Below are 20,655 nucleotides of genomic sequence, written 5' to 3' on the forward strand. Positions count from 1 at the left end.
GGCGCGCCAGGGCCGGCGCTTGCAAAAACCGGAGCGCGGCGCCAAACACAGCTCCCTGTTTCGTCCACTGGACGCGGTCGCTGTGTTTGCATACCGCGCCGCAGGCGCAAACGCCGGGAGCGAGCCTTAACGTAAAGGCCCCGCGGAAGTTCCGGAGACCCGGAAACTTCATGGTACACATTGAAAGTCTTTTGCCTACTTTTCTTCCAGAAAAGTAGGTCAGCCCAGGCTGATGCCCATGCGGCGGGCGACGGTGAGCAGGTCGCAGCTCTCGGGGATGTTGCGGCTCTTGCCGGCCACGTCCTCCAGACGGTTCTCAATGACCCGGCCGTTCACCATGGCCACCGTCACGCCGTAGCGCTCCGCCTCCACCAGCTTGGCCGCATGGCTGCCGAACTGGGTGGACAGGACGCGGTCATAGGCGCAGGGCGTGCCGCCCCGCTGCATGTGGCCCGGAATGCACACACGGGTCTCCATGCCGGTCTTTTTCTGGACCGCCGCCGCAATGCGGTTGGTGGCGGTGGCCCCAAAGCCGGCCTCCGCACGCTTGGCCGTCCACTCTTTCCGCTTCATCCGGGCTTCCTCGGCGTTCAGGGCGCCCTCCGCCACCGCAATGATGGAGAAGTTGGACCCGTTCTTGGCCCGGCGCTCCACGGCGGCGCAGACACGGTCGATGTCGTAGGGCAGCTCGGGCAGCAGGATGATGTCTGCGCCGCCGGCAATGCCTGCGTACAGGGTCAGCCAGCCGGCCTTGTTGCCCATGATCTCAATGCACATCACCCGGCTGTGGCTGCCGGCGGTGGTGTGAATCCGGTCGATGACGTCGGTGGCAATGTCCACCGCCGTGTGGAAACCAAAGGTCACGTCGGTGCCGTAAATGTCGTTGTCAATGGTCTTGGGCAGGCCGATGATGTTCAGACCTTCCTGGGACAGCAGGTTGGCGGTCTTGTGGGTGCCGTTGCCGCCCAGACACAGCAGACAATCCAGCTTCAGGTCCTTGTAGGTCTTTTTCATGGCGGCGACCTTGTCGATCTTGTCCTCCTCGATGACCTGCATCATCTTGAAGGGGGTCCGCTTGGTGCCCAGAATCGTGCCGCCCAGGGTCAGCAGCCCGCGGAAATCATCCGGCTCCATCTTCTTGTAGTCGCCGTTGATCAGGCCGTGGTAGCCGTTCAGAATGCCGATGATCTCCACGTTGTCGCCCATCCGCACATACAGCGCTTTCGCTACGCCCCGGATGGTCGCGTTCAGGCCGGGGCAGTCGCCGCCGGCGGTCAGAATGCCAACACGTTTTTTCATGGTTATCCCTCGTTTCTGTGTTTGATGGAGGCGCAGCGCCCCCCTGCCGGCAGCCGCTGCACCCGTACCTTCTTTATTAAGATGTATTAAGATTAGTCCGAAATGCCTCATCTGTCAAGGTTTTTCGGCCTGCTTTTTGTAAAAAATGCCTGTCTGCGTTCCGTCCGCCCCGGCCGGAAAATCCTGCGCCCAAAAACTTGAAAAAACAGTTGACAACGCCGCCCGGATGGAGTATAATATCCCTTGTCAGCGGACGGCCGAGCCGCTGCGACAATTGAATAACATGATGGGGATTTGCATAGTGGTAGTGCGGTAGACTCTGACTCTACTTGTGGGAGTTCGATTCTCTCATCCCCAACCAAACCGCAGCCCAACCCGCTGCGGTATTTTCGGGGCATAGCGCAGCTGGTAGCGCGCCTGGTTCGGGACTAGGAGGCCGTGGGTTCAAATCCCGCTGCTCCGACCAAAAGACGAATGTCGAAAGACATTCGTCTTTTTTGTTGTCCAGGCTGGAAATATCCCGCAAAATCCATAGCTTTTCGGGGCGGTTTTTGGGGAAATGGACGAAAATGTCCCGGGGACGGGCCGATGGCTTTACAAGTGGGATCTGGTGTGCTAAAATTCAAGACGTTATCACTGCACCACTTTAGCGCAGTAAAAAGAATGGAGCGGGGAGGCCGTACCGGAGGGGGCGGCCTCAGTAGTAAGGAGGATCTACCATGAGAAAGTTTAAGAAAGCAGTTTCGCTGTTCCTGACGGCGGCCATGGCCCTGTCTTTTGCGGCCTGCGGCGGCACCACCACCGCGGCCTCCAGCGCAGCCGGCTCGGCCGCCGGTTCCGATGCCGCAGCCAGCGCCTCCAGCGCGGCGGATTCGGCCGCCCCGGCCGAAAGCGACTTGGCCTATGTCCAGGACAAGGGCACCCTGGTGGTGGGCATGACCGACTTTGCCCCCATGGACTACCGGGACGACAACGGCGAGTGGATCGGCTTTGACGCCGACATGGCCAAGGCCTTTGGCGAATACCTGGGCGTTGAGGTGGAGTTCCTGGAGATCAACTGGGACAACAAGCTGATGGAGCTGGACACCAAGGGCGTGGACGCCGTCTGGAACGGCATGACCATCACCGATGAGGTGACCAACGGCGCATTGGTGTCCGAGCCCTACTGCAACAACGGCCAGGTGGTGGTTCTGCCGGCCGACAAGGCCGCCGACTATCAGACGGTGGAGAGCCTGTCGGGGCTGAACTTCGCGGTGGAGAACGGCTCGGCCGGCGCCGCACAGCTGGATGAGCTGGGCCTGAACTATGTGGCCAAGACCACCCAGGCCGACGCCCTGATGGAAGTGGCTTCGGGCGCATCCGACGCCTGCGTCATCGACCTGCTGATGGCGGGCGCCATGATCGGCGAGGGCACCAGCTATCCCGACCTGACCTACACCGTCCAGCTGAACAGCGAGGAGTACGGCGTGGCCTTCCGCAAGGGTTCCGACCTGACCGACGCCTTCAACACCTTCTGGAAGGAAGCCTATGACGACGGCACCGTCATGGAGACCGCCACCACCTACGGCGTCCAGGAGTCGGTGATTGAAAAATAATCCCCCCGGGCGCTGAGCGCCTGCCTGTTATTCTGGAACATTTGCCCCAGAGGGCTGCGGCACCCTGGGGCAAATGTTCCTGTCATGTACATGATCCGCCTGTAAAGAGAGGGAATCCGTTATGCTGCTGTCCGTCACCCTGACGCTGCTGGAGGGCCTGGGCGCCACCCTGAAACTGTTCGCCCTGACCCTGCTGTTTGCGCTGCCGCTGGGCCTGGTGATCGCCCTGGGCGCCATGAGCCGCCTGACCCCGCTGCGCTGGTTTGTCAGCATGGTGGTCTGGGTGGTGCGGGGCACCCCCCTGATGATCCAGATTTTGATTATCTTCTATGGCCCCGGCCTGTTGTTTGACCTGCCGCTGCTGCCCCGGTTCGGGGCGGCGCTGCTGTCCTTTGTCATCAACTACGCCTGCTATTTCTCCGAGATTTACCGCGGCGGCATCCAGTCCATCCCCCGGGGCCAGTACGAGGCCGGTGAGGTGCTGGGCATGACCCGCAGCCAGATTTTCTTCAAGGTCACCCTGCTGCAGGTCATCAAGCGGATTGTGCCCCCCATGGGCAACGAGTTCATCACCCTGGTGAAGGACACCGCCCTGGTGCGGGTCATCTCGGTGTATGAGATCATCTGGATGGGCGAATCCTACATCAAAAAGGGCATGATCTGGCCCCTGTTCTATACGGCTGTGTTCTACCTGGTGGTCAACGGCATCCTGACGCTGCTGTTCCGCTGGGCCGAGAAGAAGCTGGATTATTTCCGCTGAGGAGGTGCGCGGTATGCCGGTTCTGGAAGTCAAGAACATCGAAAAACACTTCGGCGCCACCCGCGTGCTGGAGGACATCAGCTTTAACCTGGAGAAGGGCCAGGCCCTGGCCATCATCGGGTCCTCGGGCAGCGGCAAGACCACCCTGCTGCGGTGCCTGAACTTTCTGGAGACCCCCGACCGGGGTCAGATCCTGGTGAACGGGGAGACTCTGTTTGACGCCGCCGACCCCGCCACCCAGCGGGAGGCGGAAGTCCGCCGCAAGCGGCTCCACTTCGGGCTGGTGTTCCAGTCCTTCAACCTGTTCCCCCAGTATACGGCCCTGCAGAACGTGACCCTGGCCAAGGAACTGCTGGCCAAAGAACAGCCCGACTACAAGGCCCGCAAAAAGGAAATTCACGCCGCCATCGAGGCCGAGGGCCGGGAACTGCTGGCCCGGATGGGCCTGGCCGACCGGGCCAACCACTACCCCCATCAGCTTTCGGGCGGCCAGCAGCAGCGGGTGGCCATCGCCCGGGCGCTGGCCCTCCATCCCGACATCCTCTGTTTTGACGAGCCCACCAGCGCCCTGGACCCCGAGCTCACCGGCGAGGTGCTGAAGGTCATCCGCTCCCTGGCCGAGCAGAAAACCACCATGATCATCGTCACCCACGAAATGGCCTTTGCCCGGGACGTGGCCGACCAGATCATTTTCATGGACGGCGGCGTCATTGTGGAGCAGGGCCCCGCCCACGACGTCATTGAGCGCCCCAAACAGGAGCGTACCCGCCAGTTTCTGGCCCGCTACGCCCAGGAGCGATAAAAAACAAAATCCAATACACGCAGCAAAGCGCCTCCCTTCGGGTTTCCCGGCGGGGGGCGCTTTGGCGTGTCCGGGCGGGCCGGACAGAAGGGGAAACCCGCCCCCCAAACCCAAACCGGCCGCTTGGGGGCTGTGCACAGGGGACGGGCCGGCCTTTTGCGGGGTTTGGCGGGAGGAGGCTTGGAGGGTCAGCGGCGGCCTGCCGCGTACATGGGCAGGAACAGCCCGCCCAGCAGCAAAAACAGGCTGACGTATTCCAGCCATCCCATCCACCCGGCGGGGGCCCACAGGGCCGCGGCCAGATGGAGCAGAGGCAGGAGGGACACCGCCAGGCAGGCCCAGACCCGGGCGGCCAACACCACCCGGGGCCAGTTCTGGTTGTTGAGGGCCAGGCCGGGAAGATGCATCCGGAGGATGCCGTCGCAGAAAAAGCCGATGGGGTGCTGGTCGTAGAGATCCGGGAGCCGCAGGGGCACCAGCAGCCAGAAATATCCCCCGAACCCCGCGGCCAGCAGCACCGAGAGCAGCAGGTTCTCGCTCCACCCGCCCCACCGGTGACAGCCGTACATCCCGGCGGCCCCTGCCGCCAGCGCCAGCAGGAACCAGAGGGCCTGACGGCGGTTTTGGGCCTGGAAAGCCCGCGGGGCTTTGGAGCCGGGATAGGTGATGGCGGTTTGGACGGCCTGCTCCACCGCCGCCGCGGTCATGGGCTGGGCCTGAGGGCACCGGCGGCACAGCAGCAGTTCGGTCACCGTCACCCCCAGGGCCTCGGCCAGGGGGATCAGCAGGGCCGGGTCGGGGATGCTCAGCCCCCGCTCCCACTTGCTGACGGCTTTGTCGGACACAAAGAGCGTCTCGGCCAGCTGGCGCTGGGTGAGGCCCTTTTCCCGGCGGAGGGCGGCGAGAAACGTGCCGAAGGCATCTTTATCCAGTTGGTACATGCAATCCACCTCGTTTTCCGTTGTTTGCTGGCCCCACTCTAGCAGCCGGCGCCGGCCCTGTCAACCGACCGACGGTAGAATGGACGGAGGGACGATGTAAAGTGAAGGGACGGATGGTACAATGCGCTGGCATGAAAAAAGACCCGCCGGAGCGGGCCTTTTGAGACGAACGGTTCTTTTCGGGGCCAGGCTGCCGTCACAGCCCTTCCAGGTAGCCCTTCAGCAGGGGGACGATCTGCTTGATGGAGACGTGGGTGGTGTTGATGCACAGGTCGTAGTTTTCCTTCTGGCCCCAGCCGGTCTCGGCGAACAGGCGGTAATAGCTGGCACGGGCCTTGTCGATCCGGCGCATCTGGCGGAGGATGTCTTTCTCGGTGGTGCAGGGGTCGGTCTCCCGCTCCAGGCAGCGCCGCAGCTTGGCCTGTTCCCCGGCGTAGACGAACAGCCGCAGGGGGTGATAGTCCCGCAGGATTACGTCGGCGCAGCGGCCCACAATGATGCAGCTGGAACCTTTCCGGGCGATGTCCAGAAGGGTGTTGCGCTGGGCGATGAGCAGGTCGGTGGCGGTCTGGGGGATGGGCTGGACGCAGGAGAAGCTCTTGCCGATGGTCAGGGGGTACTGCAAAAGATAGTTCTGCTCCAGGGTTTCCCGGACGTAGTCCTCGTGGAAGCCGCCCTTCTGGGCGATGGCGGTGAGGATTTCCCGGTCGTAGTAGACGATGCCCATGGCGTCGGACAGGCGCTTGGCCAGTTCCCGGCCGCCGCTGCCGAATTCACGGCTGATGGTAATGATTTTCACTGTGCTTCCTCCTTTGCAGTTTTCCGGGTCAGGAACCGGCCCAGACCCAGGGTGAACAGTTCGGCTGCCGGGAAGGCCAGCCACACGCCGGTGACTCCCAGCATCCAGGACAGCAGACAGGCGAACACCACGATGGCCACCACCCCGCGGGACAGCGAGAGGATGGAGGACTCCCGGCCCCGGCCGGTGGCGCTGTAAAAGCCGGTGCGCACAATGTTGACCGCCGCCACCAAAAAGCCCAGGAAGTAAATCCGCAGCCCCGGTTCAGCGTAGGCGGCCAGGGCGGCGGAGCCCTCGCTGTTGAAGACGGCCACGAAGTAGGGCGCGAACAGAAGGACGCTCACCACCAGAATCCCCGCGATGACGGCGGCAATCTGGAGAGAATGGCGGTAGATGCGGCCTTCGGTGCCGGCGTCGCCCTGGCCGTGGACCTTGCTGGCCAGGGGCTGCAGGCCCTGGGACACGCCGTTGAACAGGGCGGTGCCCACCAGGGCCATGTTGGCCACGATGGCGTAGGCCGCCACGCCGGTGTTGCCCGCCAGGCCCAGCAGAATGAAGTTGAACACCATGGTGGTGATGCCGCTGGAAATCTCGCCCACAAAGGCCACCACACCCAGATAACAGGCCGAGGCCAGCTTTTTCAGGGAGGGGCGGCGGGGCCGCAGGCGGATGGTGTTTCTGGGGGAGAGGTAGTGGATGGAACACAGGCTCATGCTGACGATGGGGGAGACGGCGGTGGCCAGGGCCGCGCCGGTCATACCCAGACGCATGGGGAACATGAAGATATAGTCAAACACAATGTTGAAAATGCCGCTGGTGAGGGTGGCGGCCATGGCGATGTTGGGGGAGCCGTCGTTGCGGACAAAGGCGGTGAAGGTGTAGTTCAGCATGAAGAAGGGGGTGAAGCACAGGATAATCCGGATGTAATCCGCCCCCAGCTGCACGATGGAGCCGTCCGCACCCAGCAGCCGGAGAATCCCCTCGGGCCACAGCAGACCCCCGGCGATGAACACCAGGCTGATGGACAGAGTGAAAAAGATGGAGTTGAAGAAATAGTCGTCGGCGTCCCGGACCCCCAGGGACTTCTGGAGGGTGTAGCGGGTGGCGGAGCCAATGCCGATCATGGAGCCGATGGCGAAGATCAGCCCGTAGACCGGGAGGATCAGGTTCAGGGCGGTGATGCCGTCGGCGCCCTCGGCACAGGCGATGAAGAAGGTGTCGGCCAGAACATAGCAGGAGGTGCCCACCATGGCCAATACGTTGGGGATGATGTATTTCCTGAGTTGCTTTTCGATCATACGGTCTCCTTTACCAAAAAAGGCATCCTCGCTTGCGGCTTCCAAGACCTAACGTCGCAAGCAAGAATGCGCTGTGCATTCTACTACCCGGTGGCAGTGTGGATGTGAACTTTCTGGCCCGACTCCGCACCCCGCAGACGGCGAAAAAGAGGCGTTCGGGCCGAATCGCTGGCTATTATAACACAAGACGCACCAAAGAGCAAGGCGGCCGCCCTGGCGCCAAAAACGCCGGGCCCCTCCGGGTCCGGCGCGGCGGCAAACGGGCGGGACGGTCAGTCCCGGAAATCCTTGTCCGACATCTTGTCGTAGAAACAGCGCTTGTTGTGGTACATCCGGCTGTCGGCCTCCTCCACCTGGGCCCGGACGTTGCAGGGGGCGGCGTGCCAGGAGGTGCCCACCGAACAGCTGATGCCGTTCTGGGCCATGCTCAGCTCCACCGCCAGCACCGACGCCCGGAAGGCGGCGTGGTCCCGCTCATCGTCGATCACCACAAACTCGTCCCCGCCGATGCGGTAGATCTTGCCGGCGAATTCCAGCCGGATCTGGTCGGCGGTGCGGCAGATCAGCTCGTCCCCCATGCTGTGGCCGAACAGGTCGTTGGCCCGCTTCAGCCCGTTGAGGTCAAAGCAGATGATCCCCAGATGGGGCTTGTCCTTCTCCCAGCCGCTGGTCAGCATCTCGTTGTACTTGTTGCGGTTGTATACCCCCGTCAGGGCGTCCTCATAGCTCAGCCGCTCCAAAAGGGCGGTCTGCTGGGCGATCTTTTTGGTTTGCAGGGCCAGCTGTTCCTGTAAATAGAGGGTGGACTGCTGGCCCATCTTGTGGGGGAAGCCCACCTCCCCCTCCTGCATCTCCTCATAGGGGTTGGAAATATGGATGTGGCAGCACAGCAGCCGGCCTTCCTGCTGCCGGAACAGAAAGCTGAACCGCTGATGCACCCGCAGGGAAATCCCGGTGGAGGCGTCGGTGGAAATCCACACCCGCCCGGCGCACAGGTAGAGCCCCGGGCCCATTTCCAGCACCTGGTATTCCTCCCCGGACAGGTTGCACCGGGGCATCAGCCCCGCAAACTGCCGGAAAATCCCCGCCACCGTCTCCCGCCCGGCGGCGTACTCGTGCTCGGCGGTGCCCAGCCAGACAATCTCCGGGTCCAGCAGCTGGATGATGGCGTCCATATTGTTGTCGCAGTAGTGATATTGAAGCAGGGAACGGGTCAGGTCTATGACCTGACGGGTGGGGTCGGTGTGAGGGTCCATCATCGCAGTCATCCTTTCCTTCGGCGCGCCGGCGGCCCAAAGACGCCGGGCTGCAGAATGTAATCCCTTAAAATCCCGCGGGGATTGGTGGGTTTTATTATCCATTATTTTACCAGCCCGCCGGCCATCCGTCAATCAAAAAAGAAACCGTTTTTGCTGCCGCAAAAAACTCCGCCCGCCCCTTGCGGACCGGCGCCGTCCGGAGTATATTCAAAGCAGAAAACTGCCGGCCCTCCTCCGGGGCCCGGCGCGGAAAGGAACCAATCATCATGGAACATCTGACAACCCTGCCCCTGTCCGCCCTGCCCCAGGTGCGGGTGCTGGGCCGGCATGCAGACCGGCAGCCCCAGACCCTGTTCTGGACCGGCAGCGGCATCGAGCTGCAGTTCACCGGCAGCGAGCTGTGGGTGGAATGGAACGCCGGCTATGACATCATGGAGCCCTGGGTCAGCGTGGAGCTGGACGGGGCGTGGGTGGCCCGCTTTGCGGTGAACCCCGGCCGCAGCCGCAGCTGCATCTTCCGGGGGATGGCCCCCGGCCGGCCCAAGCACGTCCGCATCCTCAAGGACGCCCAGGCCATGTACGACGACCCCGCCCACTTCCTCCAGATCGAGGGACTGGCCTTTGCGGAGGGGGAATTCCTCCCTCTGGACCCGCCCCGGCACCGCATTGAATTCGTGGGGGACAGCATCACCAGCGGGGAGGGGGCCATCGGCACCCAGGGGGAACAGGACTGGACCGGGGTGCTGTTCTCGGCCCGGAACAACTATGCCCGCCTCACCGCCGACGCCCTGGGGGCGGAATACCGGGTGGTGTCCCAGAGCGGCTGGGGGATTGTGGCCGGCTTTGACAACGACCCCCGCCACGCCCTGCCCGCCTATTATACCCGGGTGTGCGGGGTGGCCCGGGGGGACCAGAACCGGCAACGGGGCGCCCAGGAACCCTACGACTTCGCCGCCTGGCAGTCCGACGCGGTGGTGATCCATCTGGGCACCAACGACGACCACGCTTTTGCCAACCCGCCCTGGGTGGACCCGGTCACCGGCCAGGCCAGCCAGCTGCACAGCCTGCCCGACGGTACCTTTGATCCTCAGGACGCCGCCCGGGTGGAGCAGGGGGTGCGGGATTTCCTGGCCCTGGTGCGGCGGCATAACCCCCAGGCCGTCCTGGTATGGTGCTATGGGATGATGGGCTGCGGCCTGCTGCCGGTGATCCGGGCGGGCCTGGACCGCTACCGGCAGGAAACCGGGGACGGCCGGGTCCAGATGCTGGTTCTGCCCGCCCTCACCCCCGAGACCACCGGCGCGCTGAACCATCCCGGCCTGGCGGCCCATCAGGCCGCCGCCCGGGTCCTCACCGGCTGCCTCAAAACCTGGCTGGAACCGGACAGCCCGGCCTGAACCCCTATTATAAATAGGAAGGAGCAGGGTCGAACCCAGTCGAAAGAGCGCCCGGACCGGGCCGCCGGCTGGGGGAAGGTCCGGCATCGCGGCGGGGGACATGGACCGTCCGTCCCGGGGCCTCGAGGGCTGAAACAGCCCCGCCGGTGTTTTTTGGAAATACCTCAAACTTATAACATAAAGAAGAAAACATAAAATTTTTTAACGAAATAGCCGCGCCGGGTTGGCCTGCGAAACCAAAACGCAGACCCGCCCGGCGCTTTTTCTGTGTGGGGCGGCGGGGGAGATGAGCTTTGGAATCGAAAGCAAAGAGCCGCAGGAGAAACGGTTTTTTGCTGTATTTTTTTACCAAAAACCCCTTGACATTCTCGGTCAATCTGCTAAAATACCTGTAAAATTATTTTTTCTAAATTATTTTAGATAAAATGATTTTTGAAAAAATTTTGAATCAAATCCACTTTTGGTAGAAAAAAAGGAGAAATCATCATGGACTTCGAGAAGGTTAAGGAAATTATTGTTGAGACCCTGAGCTGCGACGCCGACAAGGTGACCATGGAGGCCACCCTGACCGAGGACCTGGAGGCTGATTCCCTGTCCGCCGTGGAGCTGTCCATGGCTCTGGAGGAGGCTTTCGGCATCGCCATCGCCGACGAGGACCTGCCCAACATGAAGACCGTGGGCGACCTGTACAAGTACCTGCAGGACCACGCCGACGAGGCTGAGAAGGCTGAGTAATTCGCTTTCCTGTCCGCCGACAGATTGTCCTACATTGCGAAAGGAGCCTCTATGACCAATCAGGAAATCCTGGAGCTGATGGCCCGGTTTGACGCCAGCAGCCTCACCGCGTTTAAGCTGCATACCAAAGATACAGAGCTGGAGATGGACAAGGGGGTGGCCGTGATGGCCGCGCCTGCCGCCCCGGCCGCCGCGCCCGCAGTTTTGGCACCTGCCGCACCGGCTCCCGCCCCGGCCGCCGCTCCCGCCGCACCTGCCCCGGAGGGCAAGTGCATCACCGCCCCGGTGGTGGGCACCTTCTATGTGGCCCCCGCACCCGACCAGCCGCCCTTTGTCCAGCCCGGCGACAAGGTGCAGAAGGGGCAGACCGTCTGCCTCATGGAGGCAATGAAAATGATGAGCGAGGTCAAGGCTCCGTGCGACTGCGTCATTGAGGCTGTCCTGCAGGAGGACGGCGCACTGGTGTCCTTCGGCGATGCCCTGATCCGCTACCGGGAAGGGTGAGGAAATGTTCAAGCGCGTTTTGATCGCCAACCGCGGCGAAATTGCCCTGCGGGTGCTGCGTGCCTGCCGTGAGCTGGACATCGAGCCGGTGGTGGTGTATTCCGCCGCCGACGCCGAGGCCCTCCATGTGCAGCTGGCCGAGCAGGCCTACTGCATCGGCCCCGCCCGGGCAGCGGACAGCTACCTGAACATGAACGCCATCCTGACGGTGGCCAAGGCCGCCGGCTGCGACGCCATCCATCCCGGCTACGGCTTCCTCAGCGAGAACGACCAGTTCGCCGACGCCTGCGCCGAGGCGGGCATCGCCTTCATCGGCCCCTCCGGCGACGTGATCCGCGCCATGGGCAACAAGGCCGCCGCCCGCAAGATGATGATGGCCGCCAACGTGCCGGTGGTTCCCGGCTCGGACGGCGCCGTCGAGACCGCCCAGCAGGCCAAGGAGATCGCCGACCGCATCGGCTATCCCGTCCTGATCAAGGCCTCCGCCGGCGGCGGCGGCCGCGGCATGCGCCGGGTCTTTGAGCCCGACCAGCTGATCCCCCTCTTTGAGGAGGCACGCAGCGAGTCGGTGGCCTGCTTCGGCAGCGGCGAGATGTACCTGGAAAAGCTGATCCTCAACCCCAAGCACATCGAGTTCCAGATCCTGGCCGACAAGGCCGGCAACGTGATCCAGCTGGGTGACCGCGACTGTTCCATCCAGCGCCGGAACCAGAAGATGCTGGAGGAGGCCCCCTCCAAGGCCCTGACCCCCGAGCTGCGGGAAAAGATGGGCGCCGCCGCCGTGGCGGCCGCCAAAGCCGCCGGCTATGAGAACGCCGGCACCATCGAGTTCGTCCTGGACCAGGAGGGCAACTTCTACTTCATCGAGATGAATACCCGCATCCAGGTGGAGCACCCCATCACCGAATACGTCACCGGCATCGACCTGGTGCGGGAGCAGATCCGCATTGCCGCGGGCCTGCCCCTGTCCCACAAGCAGGAGGACGTGGTGCTGCGGGGCCACGCCATTGAGTGCCGCATCAACGCCGAGGACCCGGCCAGGAATTTCCAGCCCTGCCCCGGCAAAATCGACTTTCTGCACCTGCCGGGAGGCTGCGGCGTCCGGGTGGACACCGGCCTGTACACCGGCTGCACCCTGCCGCCCTACTACGACTCCCTGATGGCCAAGCTGATTGTGTGGGCTCCCACCCGTCTGGAGGCCATCCGCCGGATGCGCCGGGTGCTGGAGGAAATGATCATCGACGGCCCGGCCAACAACGCCGACCTGCTGCATCAGATCCTCTATCACCCCGAGTTTGTCCGGGGCAGCTTCACCACCGCCTTCCTGGACGAAAACCTGGACACCCTGCTCCAGTGGAGCCGGGCAGGGGATGAGGAGGGCAAGGCATGAGCACTGTATTTGCCCGCCGCCGGCACAAGCTGCTGAGCCTCAAGGCCCTGCGCGACTCCGGCACCGTGGTCCCCGCCAACACCGAGGAGACCTGCAAATCCTGCGGCCAGCCGGTGCTGCGCCGCGACCTGGTGAAAAACCGTTACGTCTGCCCCCTGTGCGGCTACCACCATCCGGTGGGCGCCTACTACCGTCTGAGCCTGATCCTGGACGAGGGCAGCTTCAAGGAGCTGGACGCCGACCTGGTGTCCAACGACCCCCTGTCCTTCCCCGGCTATGAGGCCAAGCTGGACGGCGCACGCCGCCGCACCGGCCTGGGGGAGGCGGTGGTCACCGCCGTGGGCCGCATCGACGACATCCGGGTGGCCGCCGGCGTCCTGGACAGCCGGTTCTTTATGGGCAGCATGAGCGCTGCCCTGGGTGAGAAGGTCACCCGCCTGGTGGAGTACGCCGACAAAAACAAGCTGCCTCTGATCCTCTTTTCGGCCAGCGGCGGCGCCCGGATGCAGGAGGGCATCCTCTCCCTGATGCAGATGGCCAAGACTTCCGCCGCTGTTGAGCGGTTCTCGGAGCACGGCGGCCTGTACATCTCGGTGATGACCCATCCCACCACCGGCGGCGTCACCGCCAGCTTTGCCAGCCTGGGCGACATCATGCTGGCCGAGCCGGGGGCCCTCATCGGCTTCGCCGGGCCCCGGGTCATCGAGCAGACCATCGGCGAAAAGCTCCCCGAGGGCTTCCAGACCGCCGAGTATCTGCTGGAGCACGGTTTCCTGGACGCCATCGTCCCCCGTGCCCGTCTGCGCAGCACCTTGATCCGTCTGCTCAAACTCCATGGAAAAGGAGGCGATTCTCATGGCAAATGATCTGACCCCTGCCCAGCGTGTGGCGCTGGCCCGCCATGCGGACCGCCCCGGCACCCCCGACTTTGTCTCGGCATTGTTCACCGAGTTCTTTGAGCAGCGGGGCGACCGCACCTGCATGGACGACGGCGCCATCTACGGCGGCGTCGGCCTGTTCCACGGCAAGCCGGTGACCGTCATCGGCCACCGCAAGGGCCGCACCCTGGAGGAACACGTGGCCTATCACTTCGGCATGCCCTCCCCCGAGGGCTATCGCAAGGCCCAGCGCCTGATGCTCCAGGCGGAGAAATTCCGCCGGCCCATCATCACCTTCATCGACACCGCCGGGGCTTACCCCGGCCTGGAGGCGGAGGCCCATGGCCAGGGCGAGGCCATCGCCAGCACCCTGGCGCTGTCCAGCCGGCTGACCGTCCCGGTGATCTCGGTGGTCACCGGCGAGGGCGGCAGCGGCGGCGCGCTGGCCCTGGGCGTGGGCAACCGCGTCCTGATGCTGGAGAACGCCGTCTATTCGGTCCTGTCCCCGGAGGGCTTCGCCGCCATCCTGTGGAAGGACGCCTCCCGGTCCAGCGAGGCCTGCGACGTCATGAAGCTGACCGCCGCCGACCTGCTGGAGCTGAAGGTCATCGACGGCATCATCCCTGAGCCGGAGGGCGGCGCACACACCGACCCCCAGGCTGTCTACCGCGCCCTGGATGAGGTGCTGGTCAAGGAGCTGGGCATCCTGTCCAAGCTCAGCGGCAGCGCCCTGGCGGCGGCACGGTACAAGAAATTCCGCATGATGGGCGCCAACGCCCTGAGAAAGGAGCGCCTATGAGTGGGATCAAGCTGATGGGCACCGGGTCTGCGCTGCCTGCGCAGGAGGTGACCAACTTCGACCTGGAGAAAAAGGTGGACACCAGCGACGAGTGGATCGTCACCCGCACCGGCATTTCCAGCCGGCACTACTGCACCGGAGAGGAAAATCACCTGGGCCTGTGCACCGCCGCCGCCCGCCGGGCGCTGGAGAGCGCCGGCATCGGCCCCGAACAGATCGGCGTCTGCCTGGTGGCAACCCTGACCCAGGACACCATGACCCCCTCCACCGCCTGCGTGCTGCAGAAGGAGCTGGGGATGCCCGAGGACACCGTCTGCTTTGACCTGAACGCCGCCTGCGCCGGCTTTGTCTACGGCCTGCACACCGCCGAGTGCCTGCTGGCCGCCAGCGCCCGCAAGTACGCCCTGGTGATCGGCTGCGAAGTGCTCAGCCGCATCACCGATTTCACCGACCGCAGCACCTGCGTGCTGTTCGGCGACGGCGCCGGCGCCGCCGTGGTGGAGTGGAGAGAGGATTATCCCTCCCTGTGCGCCGTCATGGGCAGCCGCGGCAACCGGGAGGTCCTGATGATCCCCGGCGTCAACACCGGCGCTGCTTCCTACATTCACATGGACGGCAAAGAGGTTTTCCGCTTTGCGGTCGAGGTCCTGCCCCGGTGCGCCAAGGAAGTGGCCGCCAAGGCCGGCATCGGCCTGGACCAGGTGGACCACTTCGTCTTTCACCAGGCCAACCAGCGCATCCTTGATTTCGCCATCAAGAAGCTGCGCCTGGACCCCGAAAAATGCGCCGGCAACATTGCCCACACCGGCAATACCTCCGCTGCCAGCGTCCCCATCCTGCTGGATGAGCTGGTCCGTTCCGGCCAGCTGCACAGCGGCCAGAAGGTCCTGTGCGCGGGCTTCGGCGGCGGTCTGACCTGGGCCGGCGCTCTGCTTCAGCTTGCATAAGCAGCCTGACGCCCAACAAAGAAAAGGAGTTTCGTTAATATGAAGATCAATGAGCTTCTGGGGACTGAGTTCCCGATCATTCAGGGCGGCATGGCCAACATCGCCACCGGCGCTTTCGCCGCAGCCGTCTCCAACGCCGGCGCTCTGGGCCTGATCGGCTCGGGCGGCATGGACGCCGAGACCCTGCGCAAAGAGATCCGCACCGCCCGCGCTGCCACCGACAAGCCCTTCGGCGTCAACCTGATGCTGATGAACCCCCACATTGACGAGCTGGCCAAGGTGGTGGTGGAGGAGGGCGTCCAGGTGGTCACCACCGGCGCCGGCAACCCCGGCAAGTACGTCCCCGCCTGGAAGGAGGCCGGCATCAAGGTCTTCCCCGTGGTGGCCGCTCCCATCCTGGCCAAGCGCCTGGAGCGGTATGAGGTGGACGGCTTCATCGCCGAGGGCACCGAGAGCGGCGGCCATGTGGGCGAGATGACCACCATGGCCCTGGTGCCCCAGGTGGTGGACGCAGTCAGCGCCCCGGTCATCGCAGCCGGCGGCATCGCAGACGGCCGCCAGATGGCTGCCGCCTTCGCCCTGGGCGCCTGCGGCGTCCAGGTGGGCACCTGCCTGCTGGTCAGCCAGGAATGCCCCATCCATGAGAACTACAAGCTGGCCCTCATCAAGGCCGGCGCCAACGATACCGTCGTCACCGGCCGCTCCACCGGCGCACCCGTCCGCGTTCTGAAGAACAAGATGGCCCGCCAGTATCTGGAGATGGAGAAGGAGAACATGCCCCTGGCCGAGCGCGAAAAGCTGACCCTGGGCTCCCTGCGCCGCGCCGTCTTTGACGGCGACCTGGACACCGGCAGCTTTATGTCGGGCCAGGTGGCCGGTATGCTCACCGAGATCAAGCCTCTGCGCCAGATCTTTGAGGAAATGATGGCCGGCTGTGAGGCCACGATGAAAGGACTGCAGGCATGAAACTTGCATTTTTGTACGCAGGCCAGGGCAGCCAGCATCCCGGCATGGGGGCTGACCTGTACGAGGCCTACCCCGAGTTCCGGGCGGTGCTGGACGGCGCCGACGTGGGCTTTGACCTGAAAACCGTCTCCTTTACCGACCCCGACGGGGTCCTGAACCAGACCCAGTACACCCAGCCCTGCATGGTGGCCTTTGCCGCCGGCATGACCGCCATCCTGGCAAACAAGGGGATTCACCCCGACTATGCCGCCGGCCTGAGCCTGGGCGAGTATTCCGCCCTGGAGGCCGCCGGCGTGTTCACCGCCCGCCAGGCGGTGGAGCTGGCCGCATTCCGCGGCAAGGCCATGGCCGAGGCGGCCGCCGGCGTCCCCTGCGGGATGTCCGCCGTCCTGGGCCTGGACCGCGACACCCTGCGCCAGGCCTGTGAGGAGGCCTCGGACGAGGGCGTCGTGGAGATCGCCAACTACAACTGCCCCGGCCAGCTGGTCATCGGCGGCCACAAGGCCGCTGTGGACAAGGCGGCCGTACGGGCCAAGGAGCTGGGCGCCAAGCGCTGCCTGCCCCTGAAGGTCAGCGGCCCCTTCCACACCTCGCTGCTGGCCCCCGCCGGCGACGCCCTGCGGGAGAAGTTCACCCAGATCACCTTTGGCGAGATGAAGTTCCCGGTGCTGTTCAACTGCCTGGGCCATGAGATGGGGGAGGGGGACACCATCCCCGCCCTGCTGGAGCGTCAGGTCCAGTCCTCGGTCTACATGGAGGACACCATCCGCCGTCTGGCTGAGCTGGGGGTGGACATGATCGTGGAGATCGGTCCCGGCAAGGTCCTCAGCGGCTTTGTGAAAAAGACCGTCCCGACCATCAAGACCTGCGCAGTGGAGACCTGCGCCGACATCGACGCCCTCTGCGAGGCGCTGAAAGGAGAGTAACATGGGCAGCATGACTGGAAAGACCGCCGTTGTCACCGGCGGCAGCCGCGGCATCGGCCGCGCAATCTGCCTGGAGCTGGCCCGCCGCGGCGCCAACGTGGTATTCTCCTACGCGGGCAACACCGCCGCCGCCGAGAAGACCCTGGCCGAGCTGAAGGAACTGGGCGTTGAGGCCCGGGCCGTCCAGGGCGACGTGGCCGACCCCGCCGCCGCCAAGGCCCTCATCGACACCGCCGTCAAGGAGCTGGGCGGCATCCACATCCTGGTCAACAACGCCGGCATCACCCGGGACAACCTGGCCATGGTGCTGAAGGAAGAGGACTTCGACGCCGTCATCAACACCAACCTCAAGGGCGCGTTCCTGTGCATGAAGGCGGCCATCCGGCCCATGATGAAGGCCCGCTACGGCCGCATCGTGAACATGAGCTCGGTGGTGGCCCTGCGGGGCAACCCCGGCCAGATCAATTACTGCGCCAGCAAGGCCGGCCTCATCGGCATGACCAAGTCTCTGGCCAAGGAGATGGGCGCCCGGGGCATCACCGTCAACGCGGTGGCCCCCGGCTACATCGCCACCGATATGACCGCGGCCCTGCCCGACGCTGCACGGGAGGCCATGCTGTCCACCATTCCCGCAAACCGCCCCGGCACCCCCGAGGACGTGGCGGCGGCTGTGGCGTTCCTGGCCTCGGAGGAGGCCGGCTACATCACCGGCCAGGTGCTGAGCGTGGACGGCGGCATGGGAATGTGAGGAGGAACACAAGATGGAAAAACGCAGAGTTGTAATCACCGGCATGGGCACCGTCAACCCGCTGGGCCACAACACCGCCGACAGCTGGCAGGCCGTCCGTGAGGGTGTGTGCGGCATCGCCCCCATTACCCAGTACGATTCGTCCGCCCAGAAGGTCCATCTGGCCGCCGAGGTCAAGGACTGGGACCCCACCGTCTACATTGACAAGCGGGAAGTCCGCCACATGGCCCGATACACCCAGTTCGCCATGGCTTCGGCCAAGGAGGCCATGGCCGACAGCGGCCTGGACCTGAGCGCCGAAAACCTGGAGCGCTGCGCCGTCATCGTGTCCAGCGGCATCGGCGGCATCTCCACCACCGAGAGCGAGCAGACCCGCTGCCTGCAGCGCGGCTTTGACAAGGCTTCGCCCTTCTACATCCCCACCAGCATCGCCAATATGGCCGCCGGCCAGATCGCCATTGCCTTTGGCTTCAAGGGGATGTGCACCTGCCCGGTGACCGCCTGCGCCGGCGGTTCCAACGCTGTGGGCGACGCATTCCGCCACATCCGTGACGGCTACGCCGACATGGCTCTGTGCGGCGGCGCCGAGGCCGCGGTGACCCCGCTGTCCATCGGCGGCTTCACCTCCATGCGCGCCCTCCACGTGGGCGACGACCCCAACCGGGCCTCCATCCCCTTTGACGGGGAGCGGGACGGCTTCGTCATGGGCGAGGGCGCCGGCATCCTGCTGCTGGAGGAGTATGAGCACGCAGTGGCCCGCGGCGCCAAGATTTACGCCGAGATCGTGGGCTACGGCGCTACCTGCGACGCCTACCACATCACCGCTCCCGCTCCCAATGGCGAGGGCGGCGCCCGGGCCATGGCTCAGGCCATCCAGGACGCCGGCATCACCGCCGACCAGGTGGACTACGTCAACGCCCACGGCACCTCCACCCCGCTGAACGATTCCGGCGAGACCGCCGCCATCAAGACCGTCTTTGGCGACCACGCCTACAAGATGGCGGTCAGCTCCACCAAGTCCATGACCGGCCATATGCTGGGCGCTGCCGGCGCGGTGGAGGCCATCTTCACCGCCCTGGCCCTGAAGGACGGCTATCTGCCCGCCACCATCAACTACAAGACCCCCGACCCGGCCTGTGATCTGGACTACGTCCCCAACGAGGGCCGCAGCGCAGACATTCACTATGCGCTGTCCAACTCGCTGGGCTTCGGCGGCCACAACGCCTGCGTCCTGTTGAAGAAGTGGGAGGGCTGAGAGATGATGAAGTACAGTTCCGATGAAATCGCACAGATCCTGCCCCATCGCTATCCCTTCGCCCTGGTGGACCGCATCGTGGACGGCGAGGAAGGCAAGTGGGCCAAGGGCATCAAGTGCGTCACCGTCAACGAGCCCTTTTTCCAGGGCCATTTCCCCCAGTATCACGTGATGCCGGGCGTCCTGATCGTGGAAGCCATGGCTCAGGTGGGCGGCGTGGCCCTTCTGTCCATGCCGGAGAACAAGGGCAAGCTGGCCCTGTTCGGCGGCATCAAAAATGCCCGGTTCCGCCGCCAGGTGGTGCCCGGCGATGTGCTGGAGATCGAGTGCACCCTGACCAAGATGAAGGGTCCCGTGGGCATTGGCGAGGCAAAAGCCATGGTGGACGGCCAGGTGGCCGCCACCGCAGAGCTGACCTTTGCCCTGGTGAAAGGACCTGCGTGTACCTGACAGCGGGCGTCCCCGCGCGGCACAAACCCTCTGGGAGGAGCAGAATGCTGGAACAGATTGTCCAAACAGCATACCGGGAATTCACCCTCCGCTTTTACCATGAGCTGTTCGCGCGGTTTCAGGACCAGGAGACCGGTCTGTCCGCGGCGGAGATCTTTGCAGCGGAGGCCATCCGCGCACTGGGAACCCCTACGGTCAACGAGTTCGCCGAGTTCATGCACGTCTCGACCCCCAACGCAGCCTATAAAATCAACAGTCTGGTCCGCAAGGGCTATGTGGAAAAGACCCGTTCCTCTCAGGACAAGCGGGAGTACCTGCTCCATGTGACCCGGAAATACGAGCTCTATTGCGGCGCAGGCGACCGCGTCCAGAGCGCCGTGGCCCGTATCCGGGAACGCTTCACCCCCGAGGAGTGCGCCAAGTTCGGCGAGATGCTCTCGGTCATCAGCGAGGAGCTGCTGCCCTACGATAAGGCCGGCTGCCCTGATTCGGACGGACCTGCCCAATAAACCCAAACCAAAAACAAACAGCGAGGCCCGGCGGCTAAAACCGCGTGGGAACCTCGCTGTTTTTTGTTTGTGTCATCGCACGCACGGGCGCATTTATCAATCGGAGCGGCGGGCAAAAGCCGTTAAGAAAAACACCCGTGCCGCCGTTTGAGGCTTTGAAAGTTTCCACGGGCCAGGCATGACAGTGTTTTTTAGGCTTTTGAACGCCGCGACTTCCTCATTTGGGTCCAGGGTTCAGTCCTCTTGCGCTTAGCCGATTTTTGCGGCGCGCCGCAGAGGGCGCTTGCAAAAACCGGAGCGCTGCGCCAGCTTTGGCCCGGCTGTTTCGTCCACTGGACGCGCCGGGCCAAAGCTGCCCTGGTCGTTAGGGTGGGTAGGGAGTCCAGAGGGGGTAGGGA

At 64.2% G+C, this 20,655-nt stretch carries 22 protein-coding genes and 2 tRNA genes; 18 read left to right on the forward strand and 6 right to left on the reverse strand.

Going from position 1 to position 20,655, the window contains the following annotated elements:
- Positions 1-219: 219 nt before the first annotated feature.
- On the reverse strand, positions 220-1,299 hold the full coding sequence (locus B5G28_RS11750; RefSeq protein ID WP_087249040.1) for an ATP-dependent 6-phosphofructokinase: 1,080 nt from the start codon (positions 1,297-1,299) through the stop codon (positions 220-222).
- A 287-nt stretch (positions 1,300-1,586) separates the two neighbouring features.
- On the opposite strand from B5G28_RS11750, the gene B5G28_RS11755 reads away from it, so the two are divergent.
- The 5 genes from B5G28_RS11755 to B5G28_RS11775 all read left to right on the forward strand — a co-directional run bounded on the left by B5G28_RS11755 (position 1,587) and on the right by B5G28_RS11775 (position 4,456).
- Positions 1,587-1,660 (forward strand) — tRNA-Gln (locus B5G28_RS11755).
- 29 nt (positions 1,661-1,689) lie between these two features.
- Positions 1,690-1,765 (forward strand) — tRNA-Pro (locus tag B5G28_RS11760).
- A 253-nt stretch (positions 1,766-2,018) separates the two neighbouring features.
- Positions 2,019-2,894: a transporter substrate-binding domain-containing protein gene (locus B5G28_RS11765; RefSeq protein ID WP_087249042.1), complete on the forward strand. Its 876-nt coding sequence runs from the start codon at positions 2,019-2,021 to the stop codon at positions 2,892-2,894.
- Positions 2,895-3,015: 121 nt separating this feature from the next.
- Positions 3,016-3,654, forward strand: coding sequence for an amino acid ABC transporter permease (locus B5G28_RS11770; protein WP_087249044.1), 639 nt, complete (start codon positions 3,016-3,018; stop codon positions 3,652-3,654).
- A gap of 13 nt (positions 3,655-3,667) precedes the next feature.
- Entirely contained in the window at positions 3,668-4,456 is a 789-nt protein-coding gene (locus tag B5G28_RS11775; RefSeq protein ID WP_087249046.1) for an amino acid ABC transporter ATP-binding protein, read from the forward strand.
- Between the two features lie 188 nt (positions 4,457-4,644).
- On the opposite strand, the gene B5G28_RS11780 is transcribed toward B5G28_RS11775, so the two are convergent.
- The 4 genes from B5G28_RS11780 to B5G28_RS11795 all read right to left on the reverse strand — a co-directional run bounded on the left by B5G28_RS11780 (position 4,645) and on the right by B5G28_RS11795 (position 8,753).
- The gene (locus tag B5G28_RS11780; RefSeq protein WP_087249048.1) at positions 4,645-5,397 is read right to left on the reverse strand and encodes a helix-turn-helix transcriptional regulator; all 753 of its coding nucleotides are present in this window, start codon (positions 5,395-5,397) and stop codon (positions 4,645-4,647) included.
- A gap of 196 nt (positions 5,398-5,593) precedes the next feature.
- Positions 5,594-6,196, reverse strand: coding sequence for a cytidylate kinase-like family protein (locus tag B5G28_RS11785; protein ID WP_242967595.1), 603 nt, complete (start codon positions 6,194-6,196; stop codon positions 5,594-5,596).
- Positions 6,193-7,494 (reverse strand): MATE family efflux transporter, encoded by a 1,302-nt coding sequence (locus tag B5G28_RS11790; RefSeq protein ID WP_087249050.1) that lies wholly within the window; start codon positions 7,492-7,494, stop codon positions 6,193-6,195. The genes B5G28_RS11785 and B5G28_RS11790 overlap by 4 nt, the downstream gene beginning before the upstream one ends.
- A gap of 272 nt (positions 7,495-7,766) precedes the next feature.
- On the reverse strand, positions 7,767-8,753 hold the full coding sequence (locus B5G28_RS11795; protein ID WP_158099626.1) for a diguanylate cyclase: 987 nt from the start codon (positions 8,751-8,753) through the stop codon (positions 7,767-7,769).
- A gap of 266 nt (positions 8,754-9,019) precedes the next feature.
- Here B5G28_RS11795 and B5G28_RS11800 point away from each other — a divergent pair, with 266 nt between their 5' ends.
- A complete protein-coding gene (locus B5G28_RS11800) occupies positions 9,020-10,150 on the forward strand; it encodes an SGNH/GDSL hydrolase family protein (protein ID WP_087249055.1) in 1,131 nt (376 codons plus the stop codon).
- A gap of 7 nt (positions 10,151-10,157) precedes the next feature.
- Here B5G28_RS11800 and B5G28_RS14520 read toward each other — a convergent pair whose 3' ends face one another.
- Positions 10,158-10,526 carry a hypothetical protein gene (locus B5G28_RS14520; RefSeq protein WP_144265534.1) on the reverse strand — a complete coding sequence of 123 codons (369 nt, stop codon included), beginning with the start codon at positions 10,524-10,526 and terminating at the stop codon, positions 10,158-10,160.
- A 110-nt stretch (positions 10,527-10,636) separates the two neighbouring features.
- On the opposite strand from B5G28_RS14520, the gene acpP reads away from it, so the two are divergent.
- From acpP to B5G28_RS11860, 12 genes are read left to right on the forward strand one after another with little or no spacing between them, the layout of a single operon-like run.
- Entirely contained in the window at positions 10,637-10,885 is a 249-nt protein-coding gene (gene acpP, locus B5G28_RS11805; RefSeq protein WP_087249057.1) for an acyl carrier protein, read from the forward strand.
- A gap of 51 nt (positions 10,886-10,936) precedes the next feature.
- Positions 10,937-11,389, forward strand: a complete 453-nt coding sequence (accB, locus tag B5G28_RS11810; RefSeq protein ID WP_087249058.1) for an acetyl-CoA carboxylase biotin carboxyl carrier protein — start codon at positions 10,937-10,939, stop codon at positions 11,387-11,389.
- Between the two features lie 4 nt (positions 11,390-11,393).
- On the forward strand, positions 11,394-12,779 hold the full coding sequence (accC, locus tag B5G28_RS11815) for an acetyl-CoA carboxylase biotin carboxylase subunit (RefSeq protein WP_087249060.1): 1,386 nt from the start codon (positions 11,394-11,396) through the stop codon (positions 12,777-12,779).
- Positions 12,776-13,645 carry an acetyl-CoA carboxylase, carboxyltransferase subunit beta gene (gene accD, locus B5G28_RS11820; protein ID WP_087249062.1) on the forward strand — a complete coding sequence of 290 codons (870 nt, stop codon included), beginning with the start codon at positions 12,776-12,778 and terminating at the stop codon, positions 13,643-13,645. Before accC ends, accD begins: the two co-directional genes overlap by 4 nt.
- Complete coding sequence (locus B5G28_RS11825; protein WP_087249064.1) at positions 13,635-14,456, forward strand: acetyl-CoA carboxylase carboxyltransferase subunit alpha; 822 nt, start codon at positions 13,635-13,637, stop codon at positions 14,454-14,456. Before accD ends, B5G28_RS11825 begins: the two co-directional genes overlap by 11 nt.
- Positions 14,453-15,403 (forward strand): beta-ketoacyl-ACP synthase III, encoded by a 951-nt coding sequence (locus B5G28_RS11830; protein WP_087249066.1) that lies wholly within the window; start codon positions 14,453-14,455, stop codon positions 15,401-15,403. Before B5G28_RS11825 ends, B5G28_RS11830 begins: the two co-directional genes overlap by 4 nt.
- 39 nt (positions 15,404-15,442) lie before the next feature.
- Positions 15,443-16,369, forward strand: a complete 927-nt coding sequence (locus B5G28_RS11835; protein ID WP_087249068.1) for a nitronate monooxygenase — start codon at positions 15,443-15,445, stop codon at positions 16,367-16,369.
- Positions 16,366-17,295, forward strand: coding sequence for an ACP S-malonyltransferase (gene fabD, locus B5G28_RS11840; protein WP_087249071.1), 930 nt, complete (start codon positions 16,366-16,368; stop codon positions 17,293-17,295). The genes B5G28_RS11835 and fabD overlap by 4 nt, the downstream gene beginning before the upstream one ends.
- A gap of 1 nt (position 17,296) precedes the next feature.
- Positions 17,297-18,043: a 3-oxoacyl-[acyl-carrier-protein] reductase gene (gene fabG, locus B5G28_RS11845; protein WP_204228855.1), complete on the forward strand. Its 747-nt coding sequence runs from the start codon at positions 17,297-17,299 to the stop codon at positions 18,041-18,043.
- Between the two features lie 13 nt (positions 18,044-18,056).
- Positions 18,057-19,298 (forward strand): beta-ketoacyl-ACP synthase II, encoded by a 1,242-nt coding sequence (gene fabF / locus B5G28_RS11850; protein ID WP_087249073.1) that lies wholly within the window; start codon positions 18,057-18,059, stop codon positions 19,296-19,298.
- A 6-nt stretch (positions 19,299-19,304) separates the two neighbouring features.
- On the forward strand, positions 19,305-19,748 hold the full coding sequence (gene fabZ / locus B5G28_RS11855; RefSeq protein ID WP_204228856.1) for a 3-hydroxyacyl-ACP dehydratase FabZ: 444 nt from the start codon (positions 19,305-19,307) through the stop codon (positions 19,746-19,748).
- A gap of 44 nt (positions 19,749-19,792) precedes the next feature.
- Positions 19,793-20,257 carry a MarR family transcriptional regulator gene (locus B5G28_RS11860; protein ID WP_087249077.1) on the forward strand — a complete coding sequence of 155 codons (465 nt, stop codon included), beginning with the start codon at positions 19,793-19,795 and terminating at the stop codon, positions 20,255-20,257.
- Positions 20,258-20,655: the final 398 nt, after the last annotated feature.

Origin of the sequence: Faecalibacterium sp. An77, from assembly GCF_002161315.1 — a bacterium.
In the GTDB taxonomy this organism is placed as follows: domain Bacteria; phylum Bacillota; class Clostridia; order Oscillospirales; family Ruminococcaceae; genus Faecalibacterium.